Source organism: Nonomuraea turcica, assembly GCF_030718205.1.
Classification (GTDB): Bacteria; Actinomycetota; Actinomycetes; order Streptosporangiales; family Streptosporangiaceae; genus Nonomuraea.
Window position 1 is genome coordinate 345,078 of the sequence record NZ_JAUZQF010000002.1, and the last position, 20,055, is coordinate 365,132.

Consider the following 20,055-nt stretch of genomic DNA (forward strand, 5'->3'; position numbering starts at 1 on the left):
CGGGGTGTGGCGGAGGCGCGTGGCGTCAGTCGGCGGCGGCCGGGGGCTCGGCCGCGAAGTGCTCATAGACCTCAGGCCTGGCCCGGCGCAGCCGCCAGGCGAGCGCGAGCCCGACCAGGAAGACGACGGGGACGATGGCCGCGAGAAGGGTGTTGACGGTCGCGGAGGCGCCGGTGAACAGGTCGAGGTGAGTGATCACCAGCGTGATGGCGGCGGTGAGGAGCACGGCCGCGGCGACGGGAGCCACGACGGTGCGCAGCACGCCTTCGCGGTGGTTGACGCGCCGGAAGTAGAACGGCACGGCGAGCGCGACGAGCAGTTGCAGCGCCATCAGGCCGAGCATGCCGGGCGTGTTGACCCACAGCAGCAGCTGGCCGTACGGATCGGCTCCGGCCGCGGCGAAGGCGACGACGACGACGGCGCCGAGGACCGTCTGGACGAGACCGGCGACGTAAGGGGAGCCGTGGCGCGGGTGCACGCGGCCCAGCGCCTTCGGCAGGATTCCTTCCTCGGCGAGGGCGAGGCCGTAGCGGTTGATGGCGTTGTGGAAGGCCAGGAGGGAGGCCAGAACGCTGGTGACGATGAGAATGTGCATCAGGTCGGCCGCCCACGCCCCGACGTACGTCGTGATGGCGGAGAAGAACAGCCCGGCAGGATCGGCGCCGGCCGCCGCGACGACCTGCGCGTCACCGAACGCCTGGATCGCGATCCAGACGATGAAGGCGTAGAACAGGCCCAGGAATCCGACGGCGAGATAGGTCGCGCGCGGCACCGTACGAGCGGGGTTCCGGGCCTCGCGACGGTAGATGACGGTCGACTCGAAGCCGGTGAACGCGGCGAACGCGAACGCCAGCACGGCGGCCGTACCGGGCACCAGCACGTTGCCCGGTGCGAGGGAGGCGAGCGACAGTCCGCTCGCGCCGCCCTTGATGAGCACGCCGCCGGCGAGCAGGACGAGGATGCCGATCTCCGCGACCAGCAGGATACCGAGCACCTTGGCGCCGAACTCGATGGACCGATATCCGCCGTAGCCGATGAGCAGCAGCCCCGCCAACGAGATGGGCAGCCAGGGGATGTCCACCCCGAACAGGGCCTGGACGGTGCCCTGCGTGGCGGAGCCGAGCAGGCCGTAGACGCCGATCTCCATGCCGTTGTAGCCGACCAGCGCGAGCAGCGCGGCTCCGATCCCGGCTGTGCGGCCGAGACCACGGGTGATGTACGCGTAGAAGGCGCCGCCGCTGCGGACGTGGCGGCTCATGGTGGTGAAGCCGACGGCGAAGACGGCGAGGGTGACGCCGGCGATGAGGTAGCCGGTGGGGGCGCCGATCCCGCCGAGCATGATCGCGAGTGGCGCGACGCCGGCCATCACGGTGAGCGGGGCGGCGGCGGAGATGACGAAGAACGCGATGTCCGTGGTTCCGAGCGAGCCGGAGCGCAGGGATGGGGCCGGGGCCGTGGCGCTCCCACCGGAGCTGGACGCGGAGTGGGTAACGGGCATGGAGAAGCCCTTCTAGCTGGGGGTGAAGACAGGGAGGAGGGTGTGTGTGGTGTCCGTTGCCAATAAACCTAAAGGCTTTCGGTTTCCGCAATGTAACCTCAACTTCAGAATTTAGGGAAGCCCCCTCCAGGAGGAACACCGACCATGGGACGGCCGCGCACACCCCTGCTCGACCGGGAGCGCATCACCACCACCGCGCTGGAAATCGTCGACGCGCAGGGCGAGTTCAGCGTCCCCCAGATCGCGCGCCGCCTCGGGGTGCAGACCGGCTCGGTGTATCACCATGTGGACGGCCGGGACGGCATCGTCGAGCTGCTCCGTGAGCGGATCGCGCACCGCATCGACATCACCGCCCTGGACATCCGGCCCTGGGACGCGGCCCTGATGACCTGGGCCCGGTCCTATCGCGCCGCCTTCGCGGCCCACCCCCGGGCCATTCCGATGCTGATGACCTCACCCGTACGCGCCCCACGTGTCCTCGAACAGTACGAGCGGGCCGTCACCCTGCTCCTCGACGCCGGCTTCCCGCTGCCGGACGTCATGCCGGTCATCGTCGCCCTGGAGAACCTCGTGCTCGGCTCGGCCCTCGACCTCGCCGCTCCCGAGACCATGTGGGAGATCGCCGACGACGCGGCCACCCCGCGCCTGGCCGAAGCCCTTGACGCGATCGGCGACAACCGCGCCGACCGTGCGTTCGAGCTGGCCCTCGAGGGTTTCCTCAGACACGCTCGCCACATGCTGGACACCCAGGCGCAGGCCTGAAACGGCCCGATGCGATGGAATCACCAGGCGCCTTGACTGAATTTTCAGTCTGGGACACACTGCCCGGATGGCGCTCGTGGTCCACGAGCCAGTTGATCGACGAGGAGGCCGGCGTCTGATGGATCGACGCACCCAGATCCTCCGGGCGGCCGCGCGGCGCATCGCCCGGGACGGCGTCCGCGGTCTGCGCGTCACCGACGTCGCGGAGGAGGCCGACGTCTCCCCCGGCCTGCTCTACTACCACTTCACCGACCGCGCCGGACTGCTCAGTGCGACGTTGGACTACATCAACGCCCACGCCAACGACGTACGCGCCCGGCGTGCGGACGCCGGCCTGTCGGCCTTCGCGAAACTCGAGCAGCAGCTCCTGTCCGAGATCGACGACGACACGGAAGTACGAGAGAACTCCGCGGCCTGGAACGAGCTGCGTGCCCTCGCCGTGTTCGAGACCGAGCTCCGGGAGCCGCTGCGCCGCACCACGTCCGCCTGGATCCAGGAGGTGGCCCGGTCGGTGGCGGCCGTCCAGAACGACGACGGGACAGCCGCGGCCTCCGACTCGACGCGGACGGCGACGATCCTGACCGCGCTCGTGGAGGGCCTCGCCAACCGCTGGCTCGCCGGAGAGCTCACCGTCGAGGAAGCACACGGCCTGCTCTCCGAGGCCACGGCCCGTCTGGTGCACCTCCGTCCGAACCCGTCGTCGCCACCACGGCTCAAGGAGACATCATGAAGGTCCTCACCCGGCTGAACCCGCCGCCGTCGCCTGCCCGGGTCCGCACACCGCAGCGCTCACCCTTGCGTGTCGGGCTCGTGCAGCACGCCTGGCGTCCCGACCCCGACGAGCTCACGGGTGCGCTCACCGACGCCATCGGCGTCGCGGCGCGTGCGGGCGCCGAGGTGGTGTTCCTGCCGGAGCTGACCCTGGCGAAATACCCCGCGCACGAGCGGGCCACCGGGCGACCCGGCGACCTGGCCGAGTCCCTGACCAGCGGACCGACGTACACGTTCGCGGCAGGCGCGGCGAAAGCGCACGGGGTCTTCGTGCACGCGTCCGTCTATGAAAGGGCCGACGGCCCGGACGGGCTCGGCTTCAACACGGCCATCCTCGTCTCCCCGGAAGGGGATCTGGTCGGCCGTACGCGCAAGCTGCACATCCCAGTCACCGATGGATACTACGAGGACACCTACTTCCGGGCCGGGCCGGCGGACGACCCCTATCCGGTCTACGAGGTCGACCGGCTGCGCGGCGTCCGCCTCGGCCTTCCTACCTGCTGGGACCAGTGGTTTCCTGAGCTCGCCCGCGCCTACTCCGTCGCCGGCGCCGAGGTCGTCGTCTATCCGACCGCGATCGGCTCCGAGCCGGCTTTTCCGGAGTTCGACACCCAGCCGCTCTGGCAGCAGGTCATCGCGGCCAACGGGATCACTGCGGGGACGTTCATGGTCGTCCCCAACAGGACGGGCGACGAAGGGGCCCTGAGGTTCTACGGCTCGTCGTTCATCTCCGACCCGTACGGCCGCGTCCTCGTCCAGGCGCCCCGGGACGAAGAAGCTGTTCTGGTGGCCGACCTCGACCTGGAGCAGCGGCGCGACTGGCTCGACCTCTTCCCCTTCCTCACCACCCGCCGGCCCGACACCTACGGGCCTCTGACCGCCCCTGCCGACCCGGGCAAGCCCTACGGCGAGGTGCCCGCGTGAGCGAGCCCATGCGCTGGCGGATGCCGGCCGAGACCGCGCCGCACGAGTGCACGTGGATGGCGTTCCCGCCGGCCTCGCCGGCGCTCGGCGGCAACGCGGACGACATCGACATCGCCCGCAGGACCTGGACGCAGGTCGCGCACACGATCCTCGAGTTCGAGCCCGTGATCATGGTGGTCGACCCGTCCGACGTCGCCGACGCTCGTACGCGGCTCTCGCGTGAGGTGACGATCGTCGAGCAGCCACTCGACGATGCGTGGATGCGCGACATCGGCCTGACCTTCGTGCTCGACGCCGACGGACGGCTGGGCGGCGTCGACTGGAGCTTCAACGGCTGGGGCGGGCAGGAATGGGCCTCCTGGGACCTCGACAGCAAGGTCGCCGCCGCCATGGCCGACGTCGCCGGCTGCGCGTACCTGCCCTCCGCGATGGTGAACGAGGGCGGCGGCATCCACGTCGACGGGCTCGGCACGGTGCTGGTCACCGAGACCGTGCAACTCGACCCGGGACGCAACCCCGGCATGAGCAAGGACGATGTCGAGCGCGAGCTCGCCGCCACGATCGGCGCGGAGCAGGCCATCTGGCTACGCCGTGGCCTCACGCGGGACTACGAGGTCTACGGCACCCGCGGCCACGTCGACATCGTCGCCGCCTTCCCGTCTCCGGGGACAGTGCTCGTCCACGATCAACGCGACCCGGAACACCCGGATCACGCGGTCACCGCCGAGGTCGTCGACACGCTGGCGCGTACCACCGACGTGCTCGGCCGCTCCTATCGGATCGTCCGGCTTCCCGCTCCGGCGACCCTCCGCGACCGGCGGGGTTTCGTCGACTTCAGCTACGTCAACCACCTCGTCGTCAACGGCGGCGTGGTGGCGTGCACCTTCGACGATCCCGCCGACCCGGAGGCGCTCGACGTCCTTGCCGAGGTCTATCCCGGCCGCACGGTCGTCGGGGTGGACTCACGCGAGATATTCGCCCGCGGCGGCGGCGTCCACTGCATCACGCAGCAGCAGCCCGCCCGGTCGGCCTGAGCTCCTCAGGGATGCTGAGGGCACCGCGCCGTCCGGGCGGGCTGCCTGTTATCCCGCGTAGGTTTCGAACTCGGCGACCCTCGGCGTGCCGGTCGAGCCGGTGATCTTGAAGGTGATCTTGCTCAGCGAGGTCGGGGCGAAGGTGATGGCGCCCGCCCCGCTGCCGGAGGCCAGGACGGCGCCGGTGCCGCCATTGGTGACCTGCCAGGACCCTATGGCGCCTGCGGAGCCTGACGCCTCACGGATGATGATCCTGGACACCGTCTTGGCGGAACTCCACTTGATCGAGATGTCACCGGTCGAGCCGACCGGCGACCAGTAGGTGCTCAGGTTGCCGTCCCGCACGTTGCCGTAGCTGGTCCCGTCGGCCTTGCTGGAGCCGTCGGAGCCTGCCCCAATGCTGAGGTTGGTCCCGCCGGAGGTGGGAGTGGTTGACGGCGTAGGCGTGGCTGACGGCGTAGGGGTGGTCGGTGTCGGCGTCTGGGGCGTGCAGTTGCCGTTCGACACCTGCAGACCCTTGTTGGCGCCCGCCGTCTGGCCGACGATGGCAGGCACGCAGCCGGCCCCGTCGAGGCTGTAGGAGTACGGGATGCTGACGGAGGTGTTGGACACCGGGTTGGGGCCGGCGGGATTGTTCTCGCTGCCGGGGCTGGACCAGGTCACGTTGTCGAAGATGTTGCCGCCGACCTGCCAATAGCCGGCCTCGCTGGTGTAGAAGGCGCCCAGGACGTCCTTGGAGTCCTTGAAGTAGTTGTTCTCCACCTTGGCGCGGCCCCCGGCCCGGGAGTTGATGCCGGATTCGTGGAGGTTCACGTACGAGTTGTTGTAGATGTGGGCGATGCCGCCACGCAGCAGAGGCGTGCGGGAGTCGATGTTCTCGTACAGGTTGTGGTGGAACGTGATGAAGCCGTTCGAGAGGTCGCTCTCACTGGACCCGATGAGCCCGCCGCGGCCGGAGTTGCGCAGAATGCTGTAGGACAGGGTCACGTACTGGGTGTTGTCCTTCATGTCGAAGAGGCCGTCGAAACCCTCCGACTCCCCGCCCGAAGCCTCCAGGGTGACGTGATCGACCCAGATGTTGCGGACACCGCTCTCCATGGAGATGGCGTCACCGCCGTTGGAGATGGGCGAGCCCGACTTCTTGACGTTCCGGACGGTCACGTTCTGGATGATGATGTTGCTGGCCTCGCGGATGTGGATGCCCAGCTGGTCGAAGACGGCGCCGTTGCCGACTCCGATGATCGTGACGTTGCTGATCTGCTTGAGTTCGATCAGGCCGTCGGCGGTGTTGCAGCTTGTGCCCGACACCTTGCTGGTGTTGCCGTGATTGATGGTCCCCTCAACCTGAATGGTGATCGGGGTGCTGCTGCTGGCCCGGCTGCACAGGGCCGCGTGGATCGCGGTCCCGGTGGTGGCCCTCACCGTCTGCCCGCCCGCACCGCCGGTGGTCCCACCGTTGCTGGTCGCGTAGCCGGTGGCGCTGCCGGCTGCTGCCGACGCTTGGATTGCCGGTAAAACCACACCGATCGCGGCCGCAATGGCCGCCGTACCCAGCGCCGCCTGGAAGCGCAACGCGACTGCTCGTCTCATGCTCGTCTCACCTTCGTCGTCAAATGCCGGGACCGGGTAGAGGGCGCACGAATCCGCGCGCTGTCGGCGCGGAAATGGCGAAATGGAGTGGCGTGCTGCCACCACAACAAAGGCGGACGCCGCAGGGAAAGCGCTTACCACTCACTCGGACCATAGAGGCGGCTGTCAAAAGGTGTCAATGCTGAGGGCGAAAGCTGCAACAAACCTGCAAACGACCGCGAACTCAGGATGGTGTTTGCTGTGCCGATCAATATCCGGCCAGGTCAAGCCGCATGTCCCAAGGCCGGATCGGTCGCAATGAGTCGCTCATGTAAGGCCGAGACGCACACGGCGCAGAATCGATGGCCAAGGGCGCGCCATCGTGATCCGGCATGGTTAGTAATTGCTCGTGTGTACGCGCTGCAGTTTTAGGACGCTACGGCCGCGGGTGCATCTCACTCAGCACCCGCATGGCATCTCTCTCGATGCACGAAAGGTCGTGGAGGATGACGCCGGCCTGCTCGAGGGGCGCCGCGTCGCCCTCCTCTCCAGCCTTCGTGATCAAGGTGGCCACGTCCGTCCACAGGGCGGCGGCCTCGGCGTACAGCCGGTGACCGGCGCGAAGGCCGTCATCGTCGATGAGCCCGGCGCATTCGCCGAGGAAGTCACGATAAAGGGCGCGGAACAGGGCGCCGCCGGTGCCGGCCTTCTCCATGAGGAGGGCGGCCTGTGGCACGTCCCGCTTCGGCTCGTCCGTGCGGAGCAGCCACTTGGGCACCTGGCGAGCGGCTTTCTCGATGCCACGATGGCCCAGGTTCGCGATGGGCGCGGCGAGGAAGGCGTCGGCGCAGGCTTTGATCGCGGGGATGATCTGGTCCTGCCAGGAGGGACGGTGCGCCGGCAGCGTTAGGGAGAAGGAGCGGTTCCTGGCGGTCATCGGGCCGCGTTCGGCCCTCGCCATGGCCAGGGTCGTCCGGCTCGTACGCACGGCTCCTCCCTGCTGAGCCGTGTCCACCAGGTAAGCATCGTGCTCGTCGTAGCCGTACATCGCGACGACATGGCCACCGAAGTGCACCTTCGACTGGAAGTAGTCCAGGTGGTAGCAGTCGACCTGGAGGCCGACCGGCAGTCCGGCATCGATGCGGGCGGACACGTTCGCCCACGCCTTGCGCGGTGAGGTGGTCTCCTCGACCAGCAAGGTCAGCCCCAGCCGGGCGGCGAGGTTCCTGGTGAGCTCGAAGGGCTTGACGCGGCCTCCGAGGAAGGGGAAGTCCATTGCCTTGGCGTCCCAATAGATGAAGGACAGGCCTGAGCCGAGCCCGAACAGCATGGGCTCGGACAGATCAAGTCCCTCATGCCGCAGCAGCACACCCAGCGCCGTCGTCTCGCAGTGGTGCATGCCGCGAGCCTCGATGCCCTTCACCATGGTCATGCGTCGCTCTCCTCGATAGCCGGGCGATCAGCGGGTGCGGAGCCGCCGTGCGGGCCGAACGCCGGAAAATAGCATGAGGCCTCCCATAAGGGGAGAGTCCAGCGTTCGATCCCGCCTCGCGGGGCCGGCTCGACGAGCGCCGGCTGGGTCAATCGCTGATCGTGTGGCCGTGATTCCGGCGCTGGACGTACAGGCGATTGCCCTGCGGGCCGGTCCATTCCAGACGCACGATGCCGGCCACGGCGGCGTCGGCGATGCGCGACGGGTCGGACCAGTAGCCGAAGTTGGGGTTGCGGAAGAACGTCGCCCACACCTGGCCGCTGCGATCCCTGAAGAAGTTGTTGTGGCCGGCGCCGACGCCCGCCGTCCACCGCTGGGAATACGGTCCCTCGAACGTGTCCGAGACGGCGACGACCGCGTCGTACTGATACTGCACGCGGCCGGGGCCGGGCGGGTCGTAGGCGTATCGCGTGCTGCCGTCGGGGGTGGTCGAGGTTCGGTTCCATGCGGCGTGGAGGAGGTAGTACTTGCCTCCGTGCTTGAAGACGTACGCGCCTTCGAGGTACGGCTCGGGCGTGTAGGGCGTCTGCTGGAATTTCGGGAGGCTGGCCGTCGGGATGATGTCTTCCATGTCGTCCCGGAACTTCGCGTACAGGTGGTTGTGCAGCACAAGCCACGCGTCGTCGCCCTCGGTATAAAGGCTGCCGTCGATGTGGTGGTAGGCGCCGGGCTTGATGAAGGCGGGTCCACCGATGAAAGAGTCGCCGAAGGGTTTTTCACGATTGCCTTCGACGAGGCGGTACGGGCCCTCGATGCCGCCCTCACTGATGAGCATGAACGAACCGACCTTCTGGGAGTGGTCGCCCATGCACGCCACGATGTACCACGTACCGCGGAAATAGTGCACTTCCGGGGCCCAGACCTCGCCTCGCTTGCCGAACTGCTCGTCGTGCCAATACTCCTGCCACGGCGCGACGACCATGCGTCCGGGCCGGTTCTCGCCGACGAACTCGGGTGACCACACCTTGCCCTTTTCGGCGCCGGGCCGGATCCCGGCGGTGTCGACCAGCATCCATGGTCCCCTCAGGGACGGGGACACCCACACGAAGATGCCGTCGTTCCATGGGGCGGCCCCGGCGAGCCCGGGCACCCGGGTGGTGCCCGTGGCGACGTACATCGGACGGCCGTTGACGACGAAGCAGTTGACGTACGTGTCGCGCATCCAGACCCGGCCGAGCTCGTTGTCGCGGGGGCGCAGTTCGAGCGGAAGGATGAGCGAATTGTCCGCACGTGGCCACAGGTCCAGCCGGGTGTCCGCGAGGCCGTAGGGCTCGAGGTCGGGCCAGTTCGACGGGTACCGCCGCGACGCGACCTCCGTGGGGGTCGCCTGCGCAGCGGTCGCGGGCAGGGCCGCCGCCCCTAACAGGCCGGCTGCGCCGGCCAGCAAGGACCGTCGGCCGACGTGCACACCATTGCCGGAACTCGTCATCAGTCACGTCCTCCTACTTCGGAGCCTGTCGAGCTCGCTTTCTGCGTGAGCGCCCCCGCCGCATGCGGAGAGTCTGCCGAAGTCGCGCAAATTTCGTCAACAGTCCGGAAAAATTCCGACTCGGCGTCGCTGGCCGGCCTCGCATGCGGCACCGCCCCCAGGACGGGGCTCGCCCCCGGTGAGACCGATCACACCGATCTAGCCAAAAGCCAAAAACTATGGTTAGCCTTGCCTAATTGTTGACCTTCGTAGATCACTCGACACGAGAACGGAAGCTCCACCATGCGCGCATGGCGTCCAGTCCTGGTGCTCGCCGCCCTGAGCGTAGTGCTCGCCGGTTGCGGCTCGGCAGACTCCTCCGGCACCACCACTGCAGCCTCCGCCACACCCTCCGGCCCGTGGTCGTTCACCGACGGGTCGGGCAAGGTCGTCAAGGCGGACAAGACCCCGACGCGGATCATTGCGCACGCGGGCGAGGCGGCCGCGTTGATGTCCTTCGGCATCAAGCCGGTCGGCATCTACGCCGACGAGTCCGTCAAGACCGACGCGAACCTGAAGGATCTCGACCTGACCGGCATCGAGATCCTGGGACAGGAGTGGGGCAAGATCGACGTGGAGAAGGCCGCCGCCCTGCGGCCGGACCTGATCGTCGGCGACTGGTGGCCGGTGGAGAAGGCACACAGCGGCCTGGAGGAAGGCGTCGACGAGAAGAGCAAGAAGCTCGCCGAGCTGGCCCCGGTGGTGGGTGTCTCCCAGGGCAAGTCGATCGTCGACCTGGCCAAGGGGTATGAGGACCTCGCCAGGAGCCTGGGCGCCGACGTCGACGCCCCGCAGATCGCCGCGAACAAGAAGCGCTTCGAGGAGGCGCTCGCCGGCTTCAAGGAGGCGGTCGCGGCCAAGTCGGGCCTCACCGTGGCCGCGATGTCGCCCGCTGACGACAAGGTGTACGTGGCCAACCCCGAGTACGCCCCCGAACTGCTGGACTTCCAGCGCTGGGGAATGAAGGTGATCAACCCGGACAGCCCGGACCCCGGCTTCCCGTACTGGGAGAACCTGAGCTGGGAGAACGTCGACAAGTACCAGCCCGACCTGATCCTTTTCGACGGCCGTAGCTTCAAGCCCACCTCCAATGCCGATTGGGGCAAGAAGCAGCCCACCTGGTTCAAGATCAAGGCGGCCAAGGCGGGGGCCGTCGTGTCGTGGCCGGCGTACTGGCTGCACACCTACGGCCACTTCGCCACCGAGCTGGACAAGCTGACGGCGGCGGTCAAGGCCGCGGACCCGAACGTCGGCGACTGATCGCCGCTGATGAGCAGCTCGACGCATCTCGCACGCAGAGCCGTCGCCCTCGGGCCGGGGCTCGCCGTCCTGTGCGTGTTACTGGCTCTGGTCGCGTTTCTCAGCGTCACCTTGGGCTCGCGCTCGATCGGCCTGCCCGAGGTGCTGCGCGCCTTGGGCAGCCTGGACACCGACGGGTCGATCAACAGCACGGTGACGCTGGAGCTGCGCGTGCCCCGTACACTGCTCGGCATCCTGGTGGGCGCCGCGCTCGGCGTGGCCGGCGCCATCCTGCAGGGCGTCACCCGCAACCCGCTGGCCGATGCGGGGATCATGGGCATCAACTCCGGCGCGGCCGTCTTCGTGGTCTTCGCCATCACGGTGCTCGGCGTGCGCGGCGCGGGTGTCTACGTCTGGTTCGCCTTCGCCGGGGCGATCGGGGCTCTCCTGCTGGTGTACGCGATCGCGTCGCTCGGCCGGGAGGGCGCCACCCCGATCAAGCTGGCGCTGGCCGGCGCGGCCGTCACCGCCGGCCTGGCTTCGGTGACCACCGGGATCGTGATGACCAACGTGGACGCGCTCAACGAGCTGCGGTTCTGGCAGGTGGGATCGCTCGCCGGGCGCTACGCCCCGATCCTGACCGGGGTCGCACCGTTCCTCGTCCTCGCCCTGATCGCCTCGTTGGGTTTCGGGCGAGCGCTCAACGGGCTCGCGCTCGGTGAGGACATGGCCCGCGGCCTGGGCCAGCGGGTCACCAGGACCCGGGCGGCGGCGTTCGCCGTGGTCGCGGTGCTCGCCGGGGCCGCCACTGCCGCCTGCGGACCGATCGTCTTCGTCGGGCTCGTCGTGCCGCACGTGGCGAGGTTCATCTGCGGCCCGGACTACCGGTGGATCCTGCCGTACTCCATGCTCCTGGCCCCGATCGTCCTGCTGCTGGCGGACGTGCTCGGCCGGGTGGTGGCCGTCCCCGACGAACTCCAGGTCGGTGTGGTCCTCGGCGTGCTCGGAGCGCCGGCGTTCGTCGGCATCGTCCGCTACGGCCGGCTGTCGGAGGTGTGACCATGGCAGCGACCACGACCGCGCGGGCCGCGACCGCCGGCGCCTTCCGCACCACCCGGCGTCGCCGGACCACCCGTTCACTTGTGGTGACGTGCTCCCTGGCCGTGGCCGTCAGCGCGCTGTTCGTGCTCACCATGATGGTGGGCAGCTTCCAGCTCAGCGCGGGCGAGGTCATCGCCTCGGTGCTCCACCTGCGCGAGGACCCCAGCGTCGACTTCGTCGTCCGGGGGTTGCGGCTGCCCACCGCGGCGTCCGCGCTGGCCGTCGGCCTCGCCCTCGGCGCCGCCGGGACGATCTTCCAGCAGCTGCTGCGCAACCCTCTCGCGTCCCCCGATTTCGTCGGCATCAACTCCGGCGCCGGGCTCGCCGCCATCACCGGGATCGTGCTTCTGCAGGTCAGCGGACTGGCCGTGAGCGCGCTCGCCCTCGGCGGGGCCGTCGCCGCCGCCCTGCTGATGTACGTGCTCGCCTGGCGCGACGGCGTCGCCGGCTACCGGTTCATCCTCATCGGCATCGGCGCCACGCTCTTCTTCGACGGCCTGATCGGCTACATGCTGACCCGAGCCCAGCTGTCCGACGCCCGGCAGGCGATGCATTGGCTGACCGGCTCCGTCGGGCAGGCCGACGCCGGCGAGCTGCGGCTCCTGCTCGGCGCCCTGGTGCTCCTCCTGCCCACCGCGGTCCTCCTGCAGCGGCAGCTGCGAGCGCTCGAACTCGGCGACGACACCGCCCGGGCGCTGGGCATCCGCACCGAGCTCGGCCGGGCCGGCCTGCTCGCCACGGCAGTGGTGCTGACGGCCCTGGCCGTCGCCGTGGCCGGCCCCATCGTCTTCGTCGCGCTCGTCGCAGGACCGATCGCCAACCGGCTGCTCGGCCCCGCCACGGGCGGGATCATCCCAGCCGCGCTGGTCGGCGCCGCGCTGCTGCTCACCGCCGACCTCATCGCCGTCCACCTGCTGCCGACGGCGCTGCCCACCGGCGTGGTCACCGGCGCGGTCGGCGCACCCTACCTGCTGTGGCTGCTGGCCACCACCAACCGGCAAGGAGCGGGCGGATGACCCGGCTACGCGCCGAGGGCCTGACCCTCGGGTACGACGACCAGGCGATCGTGACCAACCTCGACGTCCAGATCCCTGACGGCAGGATCACGGCCATCGTGGGCGCGAACGCGTGCGGCAAGTCCACGCTGCTGCGCGGCCTGGCCCGGCTGCTCAAACCCCGTCACGGCGCCGTCTACCTGGACGGCAAGGCGCTGACCGAGATGAGCACCCATGACGTGGCCAAGACACTCGGGCTGCTGCCGCAGACCCCTCTCGCGCCCGAGGGCATCACCGTCGCCGACCTGGTAGCCCGCGGCCGCTACCCGCACCAGGGCTGGTTCCGCCGCTGGAGCGACGAGGACGACGACGCCGTCTCCCGGGCCCTCGAGGCCACCGGCACCGCCGACCTGGTCAACCGCCCGCTCCGGCAGCTCTCTGGCGGCCAGCGGCAGCGGGTCTGGGTGGCGATGGCGCTCGCCCAGGACACCGACCTGCTGCTCCTCGACGAGCCCACGACCTACCTGGACATCAACCACCAGGTGGAGCTGCTGCGGCTGCTGCGGACGCTGAACGCCGAGTCCGGCAAGACCATCGTGGTCGTGCTGCACGACCTCAACCTTGCCTGCCGCTTCTGCGACCACGTCATCGCGATGGCGGAAGGCGCCATCGTCGCCGAGGGCGCCCCAACCGCGGTGATCACCGCCGAGCTGGTCGAGAAGGTCTTCGGCCTCAACTGCGTCGTGGTGCCCGACCCCGTCGCCGGCACGCCGATGGTGGTGCCTTCCTGATGGCGCTCCCTTAGATGGTCATGGGTCCACCGAAGCGGAGATGCGGGTGAGCGCCACCGACACCCGCCTCGCCGCGGCCACCCTGCGCACGGCGACCGGACGTGAGGCCACCCGCTGGGTCGCGGCGCACTTCCGCGACGTTCCATGGCTGGCGGTCGCCACCGTGCTCACCACGGTGGCCGGGGCGGCGCTCGCGGTGCTGCCGGTGCTCCTGCTCGGCCGGGTGGTCGACGGGGTGATCGACGGCGAACGGCCATCGATCCTGGTCACGATCGGCGCGCTGATGGTGGCCGCCGCGCTTGTCGGCGTCGCGGCCACCGGGGCGTCGACGTACCTGATCGGACGGCTGGGCGCGGAGATGCTCGCGCGGCTGCGGGAGGACGCCGTCCGGGCGGTGCTGGGAATGCCGAGCGCGCGGATCGAGCAGGTCGGCCGGGGGGACGTGCTGTCCAGGGTCGGCGACGATGTGGCCGTGCTGTCCAAGGGCATCCGCACGGCCATCCCCACGGTGTTCTCAGCGGGAGTGCTGGTCGTCATCGCCACGGCCGGCATGTTCGGGCTCGACTGGCGACTCGGTCTGGCGGGCGCGGGCGCGCTGCCCGCGTACGCGCTGGCCCTGCGCTGGTATCTCCCCCGGTCCGGCCCGCTCTACCAGAAGCAGCGGGCGGCCCAGGCCGACCGCGCGCAGGCGTTGATCAGCGGTCTGAACGGGATCGACACGGTCCGGGCATACCGCCTTGAGCACGCCTTCCGCGAGCAGGTCACCACTGAGTCGTGGCGGGTGCGCGAGCTCGGCATCGAGGTGTTCCGGTTGTTCGGCCGGTTCGTCGGCAGAGAGAACCGTGCCGAGTTCATCGGGCTGGTCCTGATCATCGTGGTGGGGTACGTACTGCTGGAGGCCGATGCCGCCAGCCTGGGCGAGGTGGCGGCGGCCCCGCTGCTGTTCCACCGGCTGTTCAACCCGCTGGGCGCCATCATGTTCACCTTCGACGAGGCGCAGAAGTCCGGGGCGAGCCTGACCCGGCTGGTCGGGGTGCTGGGCGAGGCCGCGCACGACCGGCTGGTGGGCAGTGCCGCCGCCATGTCCGCGGACCTCACGCCGTACCCGGTGACGGTCGAGGGACTGACGTTCAGCTACCCCGATTCCGAGGAGCCGGTCCTCCGGGACGTTGACCTGGTGATCCCGGCCGGCGGTTCGCTCGCGCTGGTGGGCGCGACGGGCGCGGGCAAGACCACCCTGGCCGCGCTGATCGCGGGCATCGGCACCCCGCAGGCCGGATCGGTGCGCATCGGGCCGACCGACCTCGCGGGCCTGGACGAGGCCGGGGCGCGGGCCTTGGTGAGCATCCTGACGCAGGAGACGCACGTGTTCTCCGGTCCGCTCGCCGACGACCTGCGGCTGGCCGCGCCGGACGCGACCGACGCCGAGCTGATGGACGCGCTGCGCACGGTCGGCGCCGACGGGTGGGTCGACGCGCTGCCCGACGGGCTGAACACCATGGTCGGCGAGGGCGGCGAGCGCCTGGACGTCACCAAGGTCGCCCAGATCGCCCTGGCCCGGCTGGTGCTGGGGCGGTCGCCGGTGGTGGTGCTGGACGAGTCGACCGCGGAGGCGGGCAGCGAGGGCGCCGCCGAGCTGGAGCGGGCCGTGCTGGCCGCGTGCCGGGGCCGTACCACGTTGCTCGTGGCGCACCGGCTGACGCAGGCGACGGCGGCGGACCGGATCGCCGTGCTGGACGCGGGATGCGTGGTGGAACAGGGAACTCACGAGGAGTTGGTGGCACTGGGCGGACGGTACGCGCGACTGTGGCAGGCCTGGCGAGCGGGGAGTTAGGTCAACCGCATGCCCGCCACCTCGATGACGACTCCTGACGCGCAGCGGCCTCGCACGGGGTCCGGCGTTCTCCGGACCGCACTGCGGCGCAACATCGGCGCCATGACCTGGGGCACCGTCCTCCTGGGCTCCTACCAGGCGGGCGAGACCGCCTTCCCCATCGCGCTCGGCCTGATCGTCGAACACACGATGCGGGAGCGAAGCCTCGGCTCGCTCGCCCTGTCGATCGCCGCGTTGGCTGTGATCATCACCATCGTGTCGCTGTCGTGGCGATTCGGGATGCGCATCCTGCAGAAGGCCAACACGACCGAGGCGCACCGCTGGCGGGTGGAGGTCGCGGCCTGCGGACTCCAGCCCGTGGCCAGAGACGTCGATCTCAAGTCCGGCGAGGTGCTGACCATCGCCACCGAGGACGCCGACCAGACAGCCGACATCATCGAGGTGGTGCCGCTGCTGATCAGCTCACTGGTCGCGGTGCTGATCACGGCCGTGACGCTGGGCCTGGCCAGCGTCTGGCTCGGCCTGCTGGTGATCGTGGGGACCGTCGCGATCCTGTCGATCCTGAGCGTGATGTCCAAGCGGATCGGCGTCAGCACCCGCGAGCAGCAGGCCCGGGTGGCGCGGGCGGGCGCGAAGGTCGCCGACCTGATCACCGGCCTGCGCCCGCTGCACGGCTTCGGCGGCAACGACGCGGCGTTCCTGTCCTACCGGAAGGTCAGCACGGAGGCGAAGCACCAGGCGGTCACCGTCGCCAGGGTGAACGGCGCGTACGCGGGCGCCGCTCTGGGCTTCAACGCGATCCTCGCCACCGCCGTGACCCTGATGGCGGGGTGGCTCGCGTTCCAGGGCCAGATCACCATCGGGCAGCTCGTCATGGCCGTGGGGCTGGCGCAGTTCATCATGGAACCGCTCAAGCTGTTCTCGGAGATGCCGAAGTACGTGATGATCGCGCGCGCGTCGGCGGAGCGGATGGCCCTGGTGCTGGCCGCGCCGCCGGTGATGACCCCGGGGCGAGACCGCCCGTCCGCGGGCGGAGACCTCGAGATCGACTGCGTCCGGTACGGGTCCCTGCGCAAGCTGAAGTTCCACGTGTCCGCCGGCGAGCTCGTGGCGATCGCCGCATACCAGCCGCGCGCGGCTGCCGACCTGGCATCGGTCCTGGCCATGAACGTCCCGCCCGGCGCCTATGAGGGCCTGGTGCGGGTCAGCGGGCAGGAGACGGCGGTCCTGTCCATCGCGGCGGTCCGCGAGCACATGCTGGTGAACCCGTACGACGGGGAGATCTTCGCGGGCACCCTCCGCACGAACATCGACCCGTCGGGCACCGGCCGGATGGTCCCCGAGGCCGTCGAGGCGTCGATGCTGACCGACGTCGTCGCCCTCCACCGCGAAGGACTCGACTACGGCGTCCGCGACCGCGGCGCGAATCTTTCCGGCGGGCAGCGCCAACGACTGTCTCTGGCCCGAGCCCTCGCCGCCGACACCGACGTCCTCGTCCTGCACGACCCGACGACGGCGGTGGACGCGGTCACCGAGCAGCTCATCGCGCGCAACATCGCCGGACTGCGGCGGGGCCGCACCACCATCGTGATCACCAGCAGCCCGGCCTTCCTGGACGCCGCCGACCGGGTCCTCGTCCTGGACGACGGCGTCATCACCGCGGAGGACACGCACCGGAACCTGCTCGCCACCGACGAGGACTACCGTCTGGCTGTGGCCAGGTGACCGACTTTTTCAAGCCTTTTGGGAAACCCCCCGGGTTGGGCGCCGCACTGCGTGCCTTCGGCCCGCTCGACTCGCCGTAGGCGCGCGTCGGACGGGGCGCCCCGGTGTCCGCGGCCGCCAGGGCCCGGCTCCGCCCGTAGGGGCGCGGCCCGCCGCCGGGCACGCCGAACGGCCGCCTAATCGGCCTTCACAGAGCAGATCGCCGATCCGATCACGGACGTGACCGCGTCCGGGTGCGAGACCAGGGTGAGGTGGGACCCGCCCGCGAACTTGGTGACCTTCGAGCCGGCCCGCCGTGCCATCGACAGTTGTGACGCCGGCGTGATGATCCGGTCGCCGGTGCTGACGAAGTACCAGGACGGGATCTTCTTCCACGCCGCGGCTCGTGACGGGGTCTGGAACGCGCTGGTCGAGGCGGCCCGCTGCGAGGCCCACAGGCGTACGGCGGTGTCCCGCGGCAGGTCCGAGGCGAACGAGCCGACGAAGACGTCCTGCTTGAGGTACAGGTCGCTCGCGCCCTGGGGCGCGTTCGAGTAGGACGCCTTGTCGTACAGGGAGTCTGGGTCACCGTTGAGCGCGGAGCCGGATCCGCTGAGCTGGGCGGTGGTCTCCCCCGTGTCCGGTACCGCCGCGTCGACGTACACCAGGGCCTTGACGTTCGGGGCGTTCGCGGCGGCGTTCGTGATGACCGAGCCGCCGTAGGAGTGCCCCACCAGGACGATCGGGCCGGAGACGGTCTTCAGGAAGTCCGCGACGGTGGCGGCGTCGTCGCCGAGGTTGCGCAGCGGGTTCGCGATGGCGCGCGCGGTGTAACCGGCCCGGCGCAAGGCGTCCACCTCTCCGTTCCAGCTCGAGGTGTCGGCCCATGCTCCGTGGACCAGGACGATCGTCGGTTTGGTCGTGCCCGATGACGGACAGGGCAGCGGTCCGCTCGCCCGGGCCGTGGTGGGCGGCGTCGCGACCGCCACGGTCAGCGTGGTCAAGAACGCGATCGGCTTTCCGGGACGTGTACGGCACCACCGAGTCCGGTCTCGGGCGCCGCTCGCCGTGGATGCCATCGCTCGCCCCCCGTCGCGCGCTGACCAGGGCCTTCTCCTACCTCAGAAGCAGCATCTCTAACTCAAGGGAGGACCACCGTCGACGGGGTGGCCGCGGGCTCCCCCAACGGCATGCCCCGCCGCCGCGCCATCCAGTCGGCCACGGTGGTGACGTCCGCCTGCTGGGGGAACACCTTCTCCACGAGCACACGGTGCACCTCCGGGTCGGAGTCGAGACAGCCGTCGGACAGGACGGTGAGCCGGAAATCCAGGTCGGCTGCCTGGCGCAGGGTGGACAGCACGACACCGCTGGTCGCGATGCCCGTGAGGACAAGGTGATCGATCTCACCGGCCCGCAGGACCATCTCGAGGTCGCTACCCGCGAAGGCGCTGATGCGTCGCTTCGTGACGATGATGTCGCCAGGGTCCGGTGCCACGTCTCGATGAACCTGGGTGGCCTGGTCGCTTCCGGCCACTGCGCCGGTGCCGGCGAGCGCGCCGAAAGTCTTGTTGCGGGTGCTGATTTCCGGGCAGCCAGGGCGAAACCCCACGACCACATAGATCACGGGAGCGCCGGCCGCTCTGGCGGCGGAGATCGCGGTGCGCAGGCGCGGCAGGTAGGCGGGGTCCGGGTAACGGTCCACGACGGCCTGTTGGACATCCATCACCAGGAGAGCGTTCTTGGGCATTGTCGTCCTTCCGTGGATTTGGTGGAAACCTGGCAGTTCAGCGCTGGTCGTCGAAGGTCACGATCACCTTCTCCGCCGCCCCTGGTGTCACCGCGAGCTCGAACGCTCGCTCGACCCCGGAGAAGGGAACGGTGTGGCTGATCAGCCGGGCGAAGCGCTCCTGGTGCTCCACGATCTCCCGAGTCACCTCGAAGATCTCCGTGGGATAGCCCTGGGATCCAAGGATGGCCATCTCGCTGCGCAGGATGGCGCCCAGGTCGATGGGCTCCGGCTTCTTGTGCACCGCGACCGTGACCAGCTTGGCGCCCCACTTCGCCGAGGTCAGGGCGGTGTTGACGACGGCGGCGGCTCCGGCGGCGTCGATGTAGATGTCGGTGCCGGGGCGTGGCTGGCCGAGGGAGTTGACGCTCTGCCCGTGCAGTTCGGTCAGACGCGCTGCGACGTCCTCGCGCGAGGAGTCGATGACGGCGTCGGCGCCGACGGCGAGCGCCGTCTCCAGGCGCTGGGGGATGACGTCGGCGACGACCACGTGTTCGACCCCGCGCAGTTTCAGCCAGATGGCGGCCCCCAGTCCGATGGGCCCGGCCCCGAACACCAGGACCTTGTCGGTCGGCCTGGCCTGCGAACGGTTGACGCAGTGGCGGGCGACCGCCATCGGCTCGTTGAGTGCGGCGACGGCGTACGGCACCGTGTCGGGGATGACCGCCACGCTCTTGCCCACGACGGCGTCCTCGATGAGCAGGTATTCGCGCATGCCGCCGAGCGAGCCGCCGCAGCCGATGATGCCGGAGGGCGCGGCCTGTGGGTTGACGACCACGCGATCGCCGGCCTTCAGGCCGGTGACCTCGGCGCCCACTTCGACGATCTCGCCGGCCGGCTCGTGCCCGAGCGGCACCGGGATCATCTGCCCGCCGGGGCCGAACGGCCCGCCGCCCATGTGCAGGAAGGTCACGTCCGTGCCGCAGATGCCGCAGGCGCGGATTCGTAGCAGCGCGTCCTTGGGGCCGGGAACGGGACGCTCGATGTCCACGACCTCGATCGTGCCCGGTGTGCTGGTCTGTACGGATTTCATGGTCGTCATGGTGAGACTCTTTCTGTGAATGGTCGGGCCCCCGGCGCGGGTTCG

Annotated in this window: 17 protein-coding genes; 10 read left to right on the top strand and 7 right to left on the bottom strand. The window is 69.7% G+C overall.

What is annotated here, in order from left to right:
- Nucleotides 1-25 precede the first annotated feature (25 nt).
- A complete protein-coding gene (locus tag Q9G87_RS07270) occupies nucleotides 26-1,498 on the bottom strand; it encodes an APC family permease (protein ID WP_305915426.1) in 1,473 nt (490 codons plus the stop codon).
- Nucleotides 1,499-1,642: 144 nt separating this feature from the next.
- Between Q9G87_RS07270 and Q9G87_RS07275 the strand changes: the two genes are divergently transcribed.
- The 4 genes from Q9G87_RS07275 to Q9G87_RS07290 all read left to right on the top strand — a co-directional run bounded on the left by Q9G87_RS07275 (nucleotide 1,643) and on the right by Q9G87_RS07290 (nucleotide 4,989).
- Nucleotides 1,643-2,260, top strand: a complete 618-nt coding sequence (locus Q9G87_RS07275) for a TetR/AcrR family transcriptional regulator C-terminal domain-containing protein (RefSeq protein WP_305915427.1) — start codon at nucleotides 1,643-1,645, stop codon at nucleotides 2,258-2,260.
- Between the two features lie 118 nt (nucleotides 2,261-2,378).
- Complete coding sequence (locus tag Q9G87_RS07280) at nucleotides 2,379-2,990, top strand: TetR/AcrR family transcriptional regulator (RefSeq protein ID WP_305915428.1); 612 nt, start codon at nucleotides 2,379-2,381, stop codon at nucleotides 2,988-2,990.
- Nucleotides 2,987-3,955 carry a nitrilase-related carbon-nitrogen hydrolase gene (locus Q9G87_RS07285; protein WP_305915429.1) on the top strand — a complete coding sequence of 323 codons (969 nt, stop codon included), beginning with the start codon at nucleotides 2,987-2,989 and terminating at the stop codon, nucleotides 3,953-3,955. The genes Q9G87_RS07280 and Q9G87_RS07285 overlap by 4 nt, the downstream gene beginning before the upstream one ends.
- Nucleotides 3,952-4,989 (top strand): agmatine deiminase family protein, encoded by a 1,038-nt coding sequence (locus Q9G87_RS07290; protein WP_305915430.1) that lies wholly within the window; start codon nucleotides 3,952-3,954, stop codon nucleotides 4,987-4,989. The genes Q9G87_RS07285 and Q9G87_RS07290 overlap by 4 nt, the downstream gene beginning before the upstream one ends.
- Nucleotides 4,990-5,037: 48 nt before the next feature.
- On the opposite strand, the gene Q9G87_RS07295 is transcribed toward Q9G87_RS07290, so the two are convergent.
- The 3 genes from Q9G87_RS07295 to Q9G87_RS07305 all read right to left on the bottom strand — a co-directional run bounded on the left by Q9G87_RS07295 (nucleotide 5,038) and on the right by Q9G87_RS07305 (nucleotide 9,479).
- Complete coding sequence (locus Q9G87_RS07295) at nucleotides 5,038-6,579, bottom strand: pectate lyase family protein (protein ID WP_305915431.1); 1,542 nt, start codon at nucleotides 6,577-6,579, stop codon at nucleotides 5,038-5,040.
- Between the two features lie 415 nt (nucleotides 6,580-6,994).
- Nucleotides 6,995-7,990: a BtrH N-terminal domain-containing protein gene (locus Q9G87_RS07300; protein ID WP_305915432.1), complete on the bottom strand. Its 996-nt coding sequence runs from the start codon at nucleotides 7,988-7,990 to the stop codon at nucleotides 6,995-6,997.
- Between the two features lie 148 nt (nucleotides 7,991-8,138).
- On the bottom strand, nucleotides 8,139-9,479 hold the full coding sequence (locus tag Q9G87_RS07305; protein ID WP_305915433.1) for a family 43 glycosylhydrolase: 1,341 nt from the start codon (nucleotides 9,477-9,479) through the stop codon (nucleotides 8,139-8,141).
- 282 nt (nucleotides 9,480-9,761) lie between these two features.
- On the opposite strand from Q9G87_RS07305, the gene Q9G87_RS07310 reads away from it, so the two are divergent.
- From Q9G87_RS07310 to Q9G87_RS07335, 6 genes are all read left to right on the top strand, one after another.
- Entirely contained in the window at nucleotides 9,762-10,778 is a 1,017-nt protein-coding gene (locus Q9G87_RS07310) for an ABC transporter substrate-binding protein (RefSeq protein WP_305915434.1), read from the top strand.
- 9 nt (nucleotides 10,779-10,787) lie between these two features.
- The gene (locus tag Q9G87_RS07315) at nucleotides 10,788-11,816 is read left to right on the top strand and encodes a FecCD family ABC transporter permease (protein ID WP_305915435.1); all 1,029 of its coding nucleotides are present in this window, start codon (nucleotides 10,788-10,790) and stop codon (nucleotides 11,814-11,816) included.
- 2 nt (nucleotides 11,817-11,818) lie between these two features.
- Nucleotides 11,819-12,874, top strand: coding sequence for a FecCD family ABC transporter permease (locus Q9G87_RS07320; RefSeq protein ID WP_305915436.1), 1,056 nt, complete (start codon nucleotides 11,819-11,821; stop codon nucleotides 12,872-12,874).
- Nucleotides 12,871-13,644, top strand: a complete 774-nt coding sequence (locus Q9G87_RS07325; protein WP_305915437.1) for an ABC transporter ATP-binding protein — start codon at nucleotides 12,871-12,873, stop codon at nucleotides 13,642-13,644. Before Q9G87_RS07320 ends, Q9G87_RS07325 begins: the two co-directional genes overlap by 4 nt.
- Nucleotides 13,645-13,684: 40 nt before the next feature.
- Nucleotides 13,685-15,478 carry an ABC transporter ATP-binding protein gene (locus Q9G87_RS07330; RefSeq protein ID WP_305915438.1) on the top strand — a complete coding sequence of 598 codons (1,794 nt, stop codon included), beginning with the start codon at nucleotides 13,685-13,687 and terminating at the stop codon, nucleotides 15,476-15,478.
- Between the two features lie 102 nt (nucleotides 15,479-15,580).
- Nucleotides 15,581-17,203 carry an ABC transporter ATP-binding protein gene (locus Q9G87_RS07335; protein WP_305915439.1) on the top strand — a complete coding sequence of 541 codons (1,623 nt, stop codon included), beginning with the start codon at nucleotides 15,581-15,583 and terminating at the stop codon, nucleotides 17,201-17,203.
- A 176-nt stretch (nucleotides 17,204-17,379) separates the two neighbouring features.
- Here Q9G87_RS07335 and Q9G87_RS07340 read toward each other — a convergent pair whose 3' ends face one another.
- The 3 genes from Q9G87_RS07340 to Q9G87_RS07350 form a co-directional block, all read right to left on the bottom strand.
- Entirely contained in the window at nucleotides 17,380-18,186 is an 807-nt protein-coding gene (locus Q9G87_RS07340; protein ID WP_305915440.1) for an alpha/beta fold hydrolase, read from the bottom strand.
- 137 nt (nucleotides 18,187-18,323) lie between these two features.
- Nucleotides 18,324-18,929: a cysteine hydrolase family protein gene (locus Q9G87_RS07345; protein WP_305915441.1), complete on the bottom strand. Its 606-nt coding sequence runs from the start codon at nucleotides 18,927-18,929 to the stop codon at nucleotides 18,324-18,326.
- 37 nt (nucleotides 18,930-18,966) lie between these two features.
- Complete coding sequence (locus tag Q9G87_RS07350; protein ID WP_305915442.1) at nucleotides 18,967-20,001, bottom strand: zinc-dependent alcohol dehydrogenase; 1,035 nt, start codon at nucleotides 19,999-20,001, stop codon at nucleotides 18,967-18,969.
- Nucleotides 20,002-20,055 lie beyond the last annotated feature (54 nt).

Bases quoted from the DNA above. Each gene is read 5' to 3' on its own strand.
- Q9G87_RS07270 (WP_305915426.1), bottom strand. From the start codon at position 1,498: ATGCCCGTTACCCACTCCGCGTCCAGCTCCGGTGGGAGCGCCACGGCC.
- Q9G87_RS07275 (WP_305915427.1), top strand. From the start codon at position 1,643: ATGGGACGGCCGCGCACACCCCTGCTCGACCGGGAGCGCATCACCACC.
- Q9G87_RS07280 (WP_305915428.1), top strand. From the start codon at position 2,379: ATGGATCGACGCACCCAGATCCTCCGGGCGGCCGCGCGGCGCATCGCC.
- Q9G87_RS07285 (WP_305915429.1), top strand. From the start codon at position 2,987: ATGAAGGTCCTCACCCGGCTGAACCCGCCGCCGTCGCCTGCCCGGGTC.
- Q9G87_RS07295 (WP_305915431.1), bottom strand. From the start codon at position 6,579: ATGAGACGAGCAGTCGCGTTGCGCTTCCAGGCGGCGCTGGGTACGGCG.
- Q9G87_RS07300 (WP_305915432.1), bottom strand. From the start codon at position 7,990: ATGACCATGGTGAAGGGCATCGAGGCTCGCGGCATGCACCACTGCGAG.
- Q9G87_RS07305 (WP_305915433.1), bottom strand. From the start codon at position 9,479: ATGACGAGTTCCGGCAATGGTGTGCACGTCGGCCGACGGTCCTTGCTG.
- Q9G87_RS07310 (WP_305915434.1), top strand. From the start codon at position 9,762: ATGCGCGCATGGCGTCCAGTCCTGGTGCTCGCCGCCCTGAGCGTAGTG.
- Q9G87_RS07315 (WP_305915435.1), top strand. From the start codon at position 10,788: ATGAGCAGCTCGACGCATCTCGCACGCAGAGCCGTCGCCCTCGGGCCG.
- Q9G87_RS07320 (WP_305915436.1), top strand. From the start codon at position 11,819: ATGGCAGCGACCACGACCGCGCGGGCCGCGACCGCCGGCGCCTTCCGC.
- Q9G87_RS07325 (WP_305915437.1), top strand. From the start codon at position 12,871: ATGACCCGGCTACGCGCCGAGGGCCTGACCCTCGGGTACGACGACCAG.
- Q9G87_RS07330 (WP_305915438.1), top strand. From the start codon at position 13,685: ATGCGGGTGAGCGCCACCGACACCCGCCTCGCCGCGGCCACCCTGCGC.
- Q9G87_RS07335 (WP_305915439.1), top strand. From the start codon at position 15,581: ATGACCTGGGGCACCGTCCTCCTGGGCTCCTACCAGGCGGGCGAGACC.
- Q9G87_RS07345 (WP_305915441.1), bottom strand. From the start codon at position 18,929: ATGCCCAAGAACGCTCTCCTGGTGATGGATGTCCAACAGGCCGTCGTG.
- Q9G87_RS07350 (WP_305915442.1), bottom strand. From the start codon at position 20,001: ATGAAATCCGTACAGACCAGCACACCGGGCACGATCGAGGTCGTGGAC.